Consider the following 11,943-nt stretch of genomic DNA (forward strand, 5'->3'; position numbering starts at 1 on the left):
TTAAGTGCTTATACTAACTAATAGCTCACAATGAAGTGATAAATTGTAGAACAGCGCATCTGTTGCTCTGTTTTAGTACTGCGATACAAGGATAGTATATGAAAACCAAGCAGTGGCTCCCTCTTGCTGCCCTAGTAGCAAGCTTTAGCTCTACCAGTTTTGCTGGTGAATGGGTGATTAAAGCAGGTGGCTTTTGGGCGCAAACCGATTCATCTATATCAACTAAAGCATTTGATGGTAGCGACCTAAAACTGGACTTTGAAGACACACTCAACCTTGAAGAATCTCAGTTTCTTCCTTTCTTCGAAGTCGGCTATAAGTTTAATGAACGTCATATTGTATATGCCGATTGGCGTCGCTTACATCGACAAGCCACTACCAAATCAACCTTTGGTTACACTCTTCCTAATAATCCTGATAAAGGTATTCTGGTAGGTGCAGCCATTGACACCCGCATGGACATTGACATTTTGCGTGCTGGTTATGGTTACTCTTTTTACAAAACCGATCGTGCTGAAATTGGTGGTTCTTTAGGCTTGCACGTTATGTTCATTGAAATGGGCTTTAGCGGCGAGATAGCTGGTTGTGTTGATAATAGTGGAACCATTACTTGTGACAGCGCCAATACCAACGGCGAAGTAGTAGATGAATCAACCACTGCTCCATTGCCTGATATAGGGCTATGGGCAGATTATGACTTATCGGAAGATTGGACAATTGGTGCACATACTCAGTTCTTCTATATATCTATAGACAATACTAGTGGTTACTTAGCCGATTTAAACGCCTCTATTTCTTACCATATCAACCCAAATTGGGATGTTGAGCTAGGTTATAACTACTACCTAGTTGAAGCAGAATGGAATGAAACCACTTTAAAATATAACTACCGCGGGCCAATGCTCAACGTAGCTTATAAATTCTAAACTGGTTTTATCCAAACTAAAAAAGGCCACAGGTTTTCACTTGTGGCCTTTTTTGTTTACCCAATTTTACTGCTTATAGCAGCGATTCTATTCCGTATTCTTTACCGTACTTCTCTACCACAAAGTCAATGTCTTTATCGCCTCGGCCAGACAAGTTAATCAGAATTGAGCCCTTACTACCTTGCTTAGCCAAATTGATAGCATGAGCCACAGCGTGGGCAGACTCGATTGCTGGAATAATGCCTTCTAAACGCGAGAGCTCAAAAAAAGCGTCAATGGCTTCTTTGTCGCTCACTACACCATATTGAACCCGGCCTAAGTCTTTTAAGTAGGCATGTTGTGGCCCAACTGAGGGGTAGTCTAAGCCACTAGCTACTGAATAAACTTGCTCAGGCTCTCCTTGCTCATCTTTAAGCATGTAGGAATGGAAACCATGCATAGTGCCAGGTTCACCCTTGGTTAACGTAGCTGCATGTTCGCCAACTTCTTCCAAACTGCGACCGGCAGGTTCACAACCATGCATAGCTACCGCTTCATCTTCTAAAAAGGCACTAAACAGCCCCATAGCGTTAGAGCCACCACCAACACAAGCCACTAAATTGTCTGGTAGAGCTCCAGTCATTGCTTGGAACTGCTCACGCGCTTCTATGCCAATAATTGATTGGAAATCTCGCACCATCATCGGGAAGGGGTGAGGACCAACCACCGAGCCAATGGCATAAAGCTGGCTATGAGGATCAGCCATGTAAGCTTGAAAAGCGCTATCTACAGCTTCTTTTAAGGTTTTTCTACCGTGAGTAGCGGGGATAACATTGGCACCTAAAATACGCATTCTCACTACGTTAGGATGCTCTTTAGCAATATCTACTTCACCCATATGAATATCACACTCTAACCCTAACAAGGCAGCAGCGGTTGCTAAAGCAACCCCATGCTGACCAGCGCCGGTTTCGGCAATAACTTTGGTTTTACCCATTTTTTTAGCCAGTAGCACTTCACCTAAACAGTGATTAATTTTATGCGCGCCAGTATGGTTTAGGTCTTCACGTTTTAAGTATATGTCGCAGCCATAGGTTTGCGATAAATGCTCGGCGTGGAAAATTGGGCTAGGGCGACCCACATAGTCTTGATACAAACGAGTAAGCTCTTTTACAAACTCTGGATCTTGACGAATGTCTAAATAAGCCTGATTAATATCATTCATTACTGTTTGAAGCTCTGGCGGAATAAAACTTCCACCATATTCGCCAAAATAACCTTCGCTGTTTGGCAGCGGGTGTTCAAACTGTTTGTTCATGGTCTGTCCCTAAAGCAAAACTCTAGTTATACCTAATAAAAGTAGGGATTTATGTGAAAACAGTCGCTAAAACAAAAAAAGCGACCAAAGGCCGCTTTTTATAAACAATTCAGATAATTAAGATTTCTTAACTGGTCGTTGCCAGCCTTTAATACTGCGCTGCTTGGTTCTAGATATTGCCAATACTTCAGCTTCTACATCACTAGTAATTGTAGAACCAGCACCTACGGTTGCATTCTTACCCACGGTAACTGGCGCCACTAACTGGGTATCGCTACCAATAAAGGCACCGTCTTCAATCACAGTTTGGAATTTATTAACACCATCGTAATTACAGGTAATAGTGCCAGCACCAATATTCACTTTTTCACCTACCGTAGTATCACCTAGATAAGTTAAGTGGCCAGCTTTAGAGCCTTTACCTAAAGTAGACTTCTTCATTTCTACAAAGTTACCTACATGAGCATCTTGCTCCAGCTTGGCTCCAGGGCGAAGGCGAGCAAATGGACCAGCGGAAGCATCTGCCGCTAAGCTAGCTTGTTCAATAATGCTGTTAGCTTTAATGGTGACGTTATCGCCAATCTCACAATCAATCAAAATAGCGTTAGCTTCGATAGTCACATTGTTACCAACGGTAACTTTGCCCTTGATAATCACGTTGATATCGATGAAACAGTCGCTACCAATGCTTAACTCACCACGTAAATCAAAGCGGTTAGCATCGGCTAGACTTACGCCATCACGTAATAGCTGTTCAGCTTGGGCTTTTTGGTAAGCGCGCTCTAAACCGTTTAGTTGAACTCGGTCATTAACCCCTTGCACTTCAACAATAGAGTCGGGTTGAACCGCTTGTACCACGTTGCCTTCTTTAGTGGCCATTTCAATAATGTCGGTAACGTAGTATTCGCCTTGAGCGTTGTCGTTACTTAAGTTAGCCAACCAGCGGTTAAAGTCATTACTGTTTGCCACTAATACGCCAGTGTTCACTTCTTTAATCGCTAGCTGCTCAGCGGTTGCATCTTTGTGCTCAACAATCGCCGCGACACTGCCATTTTCACGCACAATTCGCCCATAGCCAGTTGGGTCTTCTTGATCTACGGTGAGTAAACCAATGCCATTTTCTGGCAAGGCTTCAATTAAGCGCTGAATAGTTTGTTCACTAATTAAGGGGGTATCGCCGTATAACATAACTACCGGCTGATTAGGCGCAAAATGCGGTGCAGCTTGTTGCATAGCATGGCCAGTACCTAGTTGCTCAGCTTGCTCTACCCAGTTTAGACTTGGATCTTGAATTTGCTGTTTAATCAATTCACCGCCATGACCATAAATAAGGTGAATAGCTTCTGGCTTTAATGTTTTAGCGGTATCGATGACGTGCTGCACCATTGGTTTATCCGCTAACTTATGAAGTACCTTCGGCAAAGTTGAACGCATCCTTGTTCCTTTACCGGCAGCCAAAATAACAACACTGAAGTTCATTTTGTTTCCTTATTACAGGTTGATTTTCCCAATCAACCAAAATGATTATCGATAACTTAAACAAGTGTAAGCGAAACGCATCAGCTTTGGAATTATCGTTTAAACAAGCGCTTCATTGGTGAAGGAGTGTAATCCCATAGATGGTCAAACACCTGCATTAATTCGGGATTTCCGTAGCTAGATAATTTAAGCGCATGAAATCGATTTTTTTGCGTTTTTAACTGCTTGATTGTATCTAACAAATCATTAGGTGGAGCAGGGGCAATAAAATCTGACAATACCACTAAATCTGCATTTTGGTATTTATCTTCTGTCATTTGCTTAACCGCTTGCTGGAGCGCTGCGGCCATATCGGTGCCACCATGAAAACTGTAAGACAGAAAATTAAGAACTTCTCTTAAGCCATCTTTTTTGGTGAGTTCGTAAGTGATGAGCTCTGTTGAAAACATAATTACATAACAGTCACGCTGCTCAGCTAAGGCTATTTGCATTAAGCCATAGGCTAGGGCTTTAGCACACTTCTCAGGGAAACCTTGCATAGAGCCAGAGCTATCAATGGCTAAAATGAATGGGCCCTTATCCAGCATGGTCTCGTCAGCTGCTTTTTTGTAGGTTTTCACCTTACGCAACTTGCGCTGCTTGCCCTGCATTTGATAGTTCATTAGCTGGTGGTCAACTAAATGTTTATAAAAAATAACCTCTAACTCTGGGTAGGCTAAGAACATGGTTTCATTAGGCAGGAGTTTGGCTAAGTCATCACCTTCGTGCACTCCAACTATGTCGTCGGTAACTTGCTCTAATTGCTCCTCAACCAGTTGCGGCTCTTCAACCGGTGCATTGCTAGCATTTGGGTCACTCACTTGGTCGGCCATTCTGCCTAATTGCTCAGCAATTTTTTGTAGACCTTTTTGCGATTTAAGGAACACTGCAAACTGCTTAAGTAAATTAACTTCACTTTTACGCAGCTTTGCCGCCGCCATATCCCATAATCGGCCTAACTTATTTGAGTCACCCGATTCGGTCATTTCAGGCATAGCCTGCAGTGTTTCAACCCGTTGATAAAGATCGGCTAGCAAGGCTTGCTTATGCTGCTTCATTTCATCTAACTGAGCTTGATTAAGTGCCTTGGCGATGTTTTCAAACCACTGATTACAAAAGTAGCTTTGAAACATTGGGCTATAACGATGGTGAGGATGAGCAGCCAACTCACTTGCCTTGCCATAAAAAGAAGAACAAACACTTAACTGTATCAATAAGTCATCTAGCTGTTGGCTGAACGCGGCACTATCTAATTCAATAGAACGCTGATACAAAGCTATTTCTTCAGCAAATTTTTCTTCAATGGTTATTTGACCAAGCTGTGCACGAATTTGGCTTTTCCATTTGCTAACTTGGCTTTTCATGGCACTTTGAATACCAGGACTAGACTCTGCAATCATCATCAGTTGCGGACGCATCATCACCTCGCGGACTGCTTCATCAAGCAGTCCCGACTCGGCTAACATCACACCAAATTGCAGGCTATCTAACATGTTTTAACCTAGTTAAAAAAGTCGTTTATATTGCGCATTCTGTAAGCCTGTTTATCTAGCAAGCTAGTAACCCCTGATACCATCATATCCACTTCCATTAAGCTTGCTTCTATCGACTCTGGCAGTTGATTAGATATAAAGTTATGGGGCAAGGCACCGTGAAACTGAGCCCGGCTGCGTTTTAGCTCATACTCTGCTTGTTTAATACTAGTTAATACCGCATCAATTTGCTGTTGCCAGCTAGCCACTAAATCGTCATCGATGCCTTGTTGCGTAGCAATGCCTAATAGTAAAGGTCGATTAGCTAAGTCTTTAATTACTAGCTGGTGGTTGATATCAATATCAAAGCGTAGCTGACATAACTCGGAACCTTCGTTGATCCGCCCAAGCATTTCACAATTACCGCTTTTTATTTTCTTTGAGAATTCGTTTGCATCCACATAGACCCAACGCGTTTCGCCTTTATCTTTCTCACTCACCGACAAATTGCTCTGCAATACCACCAGTTTAAATAGCTCGCCACCGTGTTTATTGGGGTAACGTTTAGCACCGCTAAAATCGAATTTATATTGGTCTTTCCTTAAGCCTGAATCATGAGAAAACTGCAGAGTAAGCTGCTCGCAAATATCATCCACGGTTGCTTGATAATGACGCTCGGCCCCTTCGGCAAGCTCTTTTAGCTTAAGCTGGTCGAATGCATGATTGACAGCATAGTCTTTGATACAGGTTTGAATAAACTGGCGGTCTTCTAGGTTATGCCAGAGGCAGTCTTGCAATAGCAGCAAGTCGAGCGGATTAATCTCTGAGCGGCCATTAAAAAATGCGCTAGTTTGCAATAAGTGCACTGACTTCTTCCAGCGTCGGTCCGACACATAAAGATCGCCAACTATGCTGCCTTCACCAGCCAAAGGCAAACCTTGCTCAACCAAGTTTTTAATTAGGTACATTTTCTCAAACACTTCGTCACTCATGGTGACTTGGCCAAGTTGCGCTTGCCATGTTTGATACTCTTCGTCACTAATCACAAGGTGTTCGGGGATCTCTTGTAAGCTTTGATTATCGAGCAGCAGGGCTTTGAAGTTGTCTTTTTGCTGAATCCTATTTACAAATACCCGCAGTAACATACGGTCATAAAGCGCTTCTAAGCCGCCATCTTCTTCGGGAAGTTCATTTGAAGCAGAAATAAGTAAGCGCATTGGTACAGGCAAGTTTTCGTAGCTATTTCGAAAAGTGCGCTCATTCACTACCGTGAGTAGGGTATTAAGAATAGCTGGACCTGCTTTCCAGATCTCATCAAGAAAAACAATATGTGCAGTGGGCAAATAACCTTCGGTTAAACGAACGTACTTACCATTATCTTTAAGCTCTTGAATAGATAAAGGGCCAAACACTTCTTCTGGGGTAGAGAAGCGAGTCATTAGGTAATCAAAAAAGCTTTGGCTTTTAAAGGCTTTTACCAAACGTTTAGCAATCATGCTTTTGGCAATACCTGGCGGGCCTAGCAAAAATACACTTTCGCCGGCTAGGGCAGCCAAAAGGCATAGCTTAAAGCTTTCTTCACGTTCGTAGATGCCTGCAGATAAGGCTTTAATAAGACCTTGAATACGCTCTGAGAGCAAGGCTTTGCTTGCTTGATTTAATGGCGAAATTGTTGCCATATCCATCCCTTGATGAGTGTTAGTTTGAAGTTAAGTTCAAACCCACTAAAAGTAGTTGTTGTTAGCACGAAGCCAAGCTATTTATAACTATAGTAACGGCTATAAAAATAGGTTTCGTTGATGTCAGCATCATTTTTCACAGACAAAAAAGGCGCTCTGGGAGCGCCTTTTTATTATCAAGCTAAATCTATCGGACGTTTTTTCCGAGGATTTCGATAACTTGAAGTTGAGCCATTGCTTTAGCAAGTTCAACTTGAGCTTTCGCAAAATCCACATCGCTGTTGGGATTGCTAATGCTTTCCTCTGCAGCTTGTTTAGCTTGTTGGGCCTTGGCTTTATCGAGCTCGTTGCCTCGAATCGCGGTATCTGCCAACACGGTTACGTTTCCTGGTTGTACTTCCAAGAAACCACCCGAGATGTAAATCACCTCTTCGTGACCATGCTGTTTAACCATGCGAACCATACCAGGCTTAATTGGGGTTAGTAGTGGAGCATGACCATGCAATACTCCTAACTCACCCTCTTCACCGGTTACTCGTAAGTGCTCAACGCGGCCAGAGAAAATTTTCTCTTCTGCGCTCACCACATCCAAGTGAACTGTCATCGCTGCCATTTCAGCCTCCTGTTACGCCAATTGGCGAAGCTTACATATTTTTGGCGCGCTCAAGCACGTCATCAATATCGCCTGCATACAAGAACGCTTGCTCTGGAATATCATCGTAATCGCCAGCCAATAGGCCTTTAAAGCTACGGATAGTATCTTTAAGTGGGATAAGTTTACCTGGGTTACCAGTGAAAACTTCAGCTACGTGATAATCTTGAGTTAAGAATTTCTCGATCTTACGCGCACGAGCTACGGTTTGCTTGTCTTCTTCAGACAATTCATCCATACCTAGAATCGCAATAATATCTTTCAATTCTTTATAGCGTTGTAATACGCCTTGCACACCGCGAGCAACTTCATAGTGCTCTTGACCTACGATAAGAGGATCTAACTGACGAGAGTTTGAATCCAGTGGGTCAATCGCTGGGTATAAACCCATTGCTGCAATGCTACGGTTAAGCGTAACGGTTGCATCTAAGTGCGCGAAAGTGGTTGCAGGAGATGGGTCAGTCAAGTCATCCGCAGGTACATATACCGCCTGAATCGAAGTAATCGAACCAGTCTTAGTAGATGTAATACGTTCTTGAAGAACACCCATTTCTTCAGCCAACGTAGGCTGGTAACCTACCGCTGATGGCATACGACCTAACAGTGCAGATACTTCGGTACCGGCCAAGGTGTAACGGTAAATGTTGTCGATGAACAACAATACGTCTTTACCTTCGTCACGGAACTTCTCAGCCATAGTCAAACCTGTTAACGCTACGCGTAGACGGTTTCCTGGTGGCTCGTTCATCTGACCGTAAACCATGGCTACTTTATCAAGTACCCCGGCTTCTTCCATCTCGTAGTAGAAGTCATTACCTTCACGAGTACGCTCACCAACACCAGCAAACACAGATAGACCTGAGTGAGCTTTAGCGATGTTGTTGATCAACTCCATCATGTTTACGGTTTTACCTACACCGGCACCACCGAATAGACCAATTTTACCACCCTTAGCGAATGGACAAATCAAGTCGATAACTTTTACGCCTGTCTCTAGCAATTCGCTAGAGTTAGCCTGCTCTTCATAAGTTGGAGCAGAACGGTGAATTTTGTAACGCTCTTCCGTTTCAATTTCACCTTTGTGGTCAATAGTTTGACCTAGTACGTTCATAATGCGACCTAGGGTGGCATCACCCACAGGCACTTTAATCGCGTCACCAGTATCAACCACTTCTAGGCCGCGACGTACGCCTTCCGATGCACCCATACAGATACAACGAACTACGCCACCACCAATTTGCTGTTGAACTTCAAGAACTAACTCTTCGCCTTGAACTTCTAGAGCATTGTATACCTTAGGTACACTGTCATGTGGAAATTCAACGTCCACAACAGCGCCAATTACTTGGACGATGTTACCGTTACTCATGTTGATTCCTCTAAATATATTGCTTAGTGCCTTGCCTTAAACGGCTGCAGCTCCCGCAGAAATTTCGCTCAATTCTTGAGTAATTGCTGCTTGACGCTCTTTGTTGTATACCAACTGAAGCTCATCAATCAGGTTACCCGCGTTATCGGTTGCCGCTTTCATTGCAACCATTCGTGCAGCTTGTTCACAGGCTAGGTTTTCCACCACACCTTGATACACTTGAGATTCGATATAACGAACTAGTAGGCCGTCGAGAATTTCTTCAGCACTTGGCTCGTATAAATAATCCCAGCTGCGAGACGCAATTTCTGGATCATCTGCTTTAGGCAGCGGCAATAATTGGTCAATCGTTGGTTCTTGTACCATGGTGTTTACAAACTTGTTGTACACCACATAAATGCGATCTAGCTTGCCTTCATCGTAGGCTTCTAACATCACTTTTACGGTACCGATAAGCTCTTCAACGGTTGGGTGATCGCCCAAGCCAGAGTTTTGAGCTACCACATTACCACCGTGGCTGTTAAAGAAGGCTGTTGCTTTACCGCCAATAACGGCAAGGTCAGTTTCAACCCCTTTGTCTTTCCACTGCTGCATGTCGGTGACAACTTGCTTAAACAAGTTAATGTTTAAGCCGCCACACAAACCGCGGTCAGTAGATACCACGATATAACCTACACGCTTGGCTTCTCGTTCTACAGCATATGGATGCTTGTATTCGAGCTTACCTAGCGCGATATGACCAATTACTTTGCGCATAGCTACTGCGTAGGGACGGCTGCTTTCCATTGCGTCTTGCGAACGACGCATCTTACTTGCTGCAACCATCTCCATCGCTTTGGTAATCTTTTGGGTGTTTTTAACACTGCCAATCTTACCTTTAATCTCTTTAGCGCCGGCCATATCTATTGCTCCTATTCGTCAGGTTTGATTACCAAGATTGCGTAGATTTAAAGCTTTCAATTAAGCCTTTAATCGATGCATCAATCTCGTCGTTGTAATCGCCTTTTTCGTTAATAGTCGCTAATAGATCGGCGTACTCGTTGTTAGCGTAAGCTAGCAACGCTGCTTCAAAATCAACAATCTTATCGATTTCTACGTCAGCTAAGTAACCTTTTTCAGCGGCGTATAGACCTAGAGCTTGTTCAGCAACAGATAATGGGCTGAATTGCTTCTGCTTCATTAACTCGGTTACTTTTTGACCGTGGTCTAACTGCTTACGTGTTGCATCATCTAAGTCAGAAGCAAACTGAGCAAATGCTGCTAGTTCGCGGAACTGTGCCAATGCAGTACGAATACCACCAGACAGTTTCTTAATAATCTTAGTTTGTGCTGCACCACCTACACGCGATACCGAAATACCTGGGTCAACCGCCGGACGAGTACCAGAGTTAAACAACTGGCCTGTTAGGAAGATCTGACCATCGGTAATCGAAATTACGTTGGTTGGTACGAATGCTGATACGTCACCGGCTTGGGTTTCAATAATAGGCAAAGCAGTTAATGAACCTGATTTACCTTTTACTTCACCTTTAGTGAACTCTTCTACGTACTGTTCGTTTACCTGAGAGGCACGCTCTAGTAGACGAGAGTGAAGGTAGAATACGTCACCTGGGTAAGCTTCACGGCCTGGCGGACGACGTAGTAGCAAAGAAATTTGACGATAAGCTACGGCTTGCTTAGACAAATCATCATAGATGATTAGTGCATCTTCACCGCGGTCACGGAAGTATTCACCCATGGTACAACCCGCGTAAGGCGCTAGGTATTGTAGTGCGGCTGAATCTGATGCAGAAGCTGCAACAATGGTGGTGTACTCCATTGCGCCGTATTCTTCTAGCTTACGTACTACGCTAGCGATAGTAGAGGCTTTTTGGCCAATCGCTACGTAAACACATTTAATGCCAGAGCTTTTTTGGTTAATGATGGTGTCAACAGCGATAGCTGTTTTACCAATCTGACGGTCACCAATAATCAACTCACGCTGACCACGGCCGATTGGAATCATTGAGTCAATCGCTTTAATACCTGTTTGAACAGGTTTATCTACCGATTTACGTTCCATTACGCCAGGTGCAATTACTTCGATTGGCGAGAAGCCATCGTTGTCTACTGCGCCTTTACCATCAATTGGCTCACCTAGTGTATTTAGTACACGTCCTAATAGGCCACGACCTACTGGAACTTCCAAAATACGACCAGAACTTTTTACTTTGTCACCCTCAGCTAAGTCAGCATAAGGGCCCATTACTACCGCACCTACAGAATCACGCTCTAGGTTTAATGCGATAGCATAACGGTTACCAGGAAGCTCAATCATCTCGCCTTGCATTACATCAGCAAGGCCATTAATGCGAAGAATACCGTCACTTACAGAAACGATAGTACCTTCGTTACGAGCTTCACTGACAACTTCAAACTGCTCAATACGTTGCTTGATCAGTTCGCTTATTTCAGTGGAATTCAGTTGCATGCTCTATTCCCCAATTACGCTTGCAGTGTTTCAGAAAGTTTCGCCAATTGCCCTTTAACAGAGCTATCAATCACTAAATCACCGGCTTGAATAATCACACCGGCCATTAGTGAGGCGTCAACACTACAGTTAAGCTTCACTTTGCGTGCTAAACGCTGTTCCAAGGAAGCACTAATTTGCGCTTGCTGCGCGGCATCTAACTCGGTAGCGGAAACAACATCAGCGGTTATTTCCTTAGCCAATTCGGCCTTATACTCCAAGAAAAGAGCTAACACAGCAGGCAACGCATTTAAACGTCCGTTCTCAGCCATTAACTTAATTAAGTTAAGGCCATGCTCGTTAAGCTGTTCGGCGCATACTGTGGTAAACAAATTAACCAAAGTATTTGCTGACTCCCTTTTCAGTTGAACTGCAACGTGCTCATTGGCTGCCACTTCGGCAACAAATGCTAGCATCTCAGTCCACTGTTCTAAGGCTTTTTGCTCAACAGCAAAATCAAACGCAGCTTTAGCGTAGGGACGAGCAATGGTGGTTAAATCAGCCATAAGCTCTACCTTTTA

The 11,943-nt window shown here is 43.6% G+C and carries 10 protein-coding genes; 1 reads left to right on the top strand and 9 read right to left on the bottom strand.

The window, feature by feature from the left end:
- Positions 1 to 98: 98 nt before the first annotated feature.
- Positions 99 to 926: a TonB-dependent receptor gene (locus K5620_RS21530; protein ID WP_016400247.1), complete on the top strand. Its 828-nt coding sequence runs from the start codon at positions 99 to 101 to the stop codon at positions 924 to 926.
- Between the two features lie 73 nt (positions 927 to 999).
- Here the strand turns inward: K5620_RS21530 and trpB are convergent, their stop codons facing one another.
- From trpB to atpH, 9 genes are all read right to left on the bottom strand, one after another.
- Positions 1,000 to 2,223 (bottom strand): tryptophan synthase subunit beta, encoded by a 1,224-nt coding sequence (gene trpB, locus K5620_RS21535; protein WP_016400248.1) that lies wholly within the window; start codon positions 2,221 to 2,223, stop codon positions 1,000 to 1,002.
- Between the two features lie 117 nt (positions 2,224 to 2,340).
- Positions 2,341 to 3,702: a bifunctional UDP-N-acetylglucosamine diphosphorylase/glucosamine-1-phosphate N-acetyltransferase GlmU gene (glmU, locus tag K5620_RS21540; protein WP_016400249.1), complete on the bottom strand. Its 1,362-nt coding sequence runs from the start codon at positions 3,700 to 3,702 to the stop codon at positions 2,341 to 2,343.
- Between the two features lie 92 nt (positions 3,703 to 3,794).
- Complete coding sequence (gene viaA, locus K5620_RS21545; RefSeq protein ID WP_016400250.1) at positions 3,795 to 5,234, bottom strand: ATPase RavA stimulator ViaA; 1,440 nt, start codon at positions 5,232 to 5,234, stop codon at positions 3,795 to 3,797.
- A gap of 8 nt (positions 5,235 to 5,242) precedes the next feature.
- Positions 5,243 to 6,892 carry an ATPase RavA domain-containing protein gene (locus tag K5620_RS21550; protein WP_221077431.1) on the bottom strand — a complete coding sequence of 550 codons (1,650 nt, stop codon included), beginning with the start codon at positions 6,890 to 6,892 and terminating at the stop codon, positions 5,243 to 5,245.
- A gap of 187 nt (positions 6,893 to 7,079) precedes the next feature.
- Positions 7,080 to 7,505 carry a F0F1 ATP synthase subunit epsilon gene (locus K5620_RS21555; protein WP_016400252.1) on the bottom strand — a complete coding sequence of 142 codons (426 nt, stop codon included), beginning with the start codon at positions 7,503 to 7,505 and terminating at the stop codon, positions 7,080 to 7,082.
- Positions 7,506 to 7,536: 31 nt separating this feature from the next.
- On the bottom strand, positions 7,537 to 8,913 hold the full coding sequence (gene atpD / locus K5620_RS21560) for a F0F1 ATP synthase subunit beta (protein ID WP_016400253.1): 1,377 nt from the start codon (positions 8,911 to 8,913) through the stop codon (positions 7,537 to 7,539).
- A 36-nt stretch (positions 8,914 to 8,949) separates the two neighbouring features.
- The gene (gene atpG / locus K5620_RS21565; protein WP_016400254.1) at positions 8,950 to 9,813 is read right to left on the bottom strand and encodes a F0F1 ATP synthase subunit gamma; all 864 of its coding nucleotides are present in this window, start codon (positions 9,811 to 9,813) and stop codon (positions 8,950 to 8,952) included.
- Between the two features lie 28 nt (positions 9,814 to 9,841).
- On the bottom strand, positions 9,842 to 11,383 hold the full coding sequence (atpA, locus tag K5620_RS21570) for a F0F1 ATP synthase subunit alpha (protein ID WP_016400255.1): 1,542 nt from the start codon (positions 11,381 to 11,383) through the stop codon (positions 9,842 to 9,844).
- Between the two features lie 14 nt (positions 11,384 to 11,397).
- Positions 11,398 to 11,928 (bottom strand): F0F1 ATP synthase subunit delta, encoded by a 531-nt coding sequence (gene atpH / locus K5620_RS21575; protein WP_016400256.1) that lies wholly within the window; start codon positions 11,926 to 11,928, stop codon positions 11,398 to 11,400.
- Between the last annotated feature and the right edge of the window lie 15 nt (positions 11,929 to 11,943).

Source organism: Agarivorans albus, assembly GCF_019670105.1.
GTDB classification, from domain to species: Bacteria; Pseudomonadota; Gammaproteobacteria; order Enterobacterales; family Celerinatantimonadaceae; genus Agarivorans; species Agarivorans albus.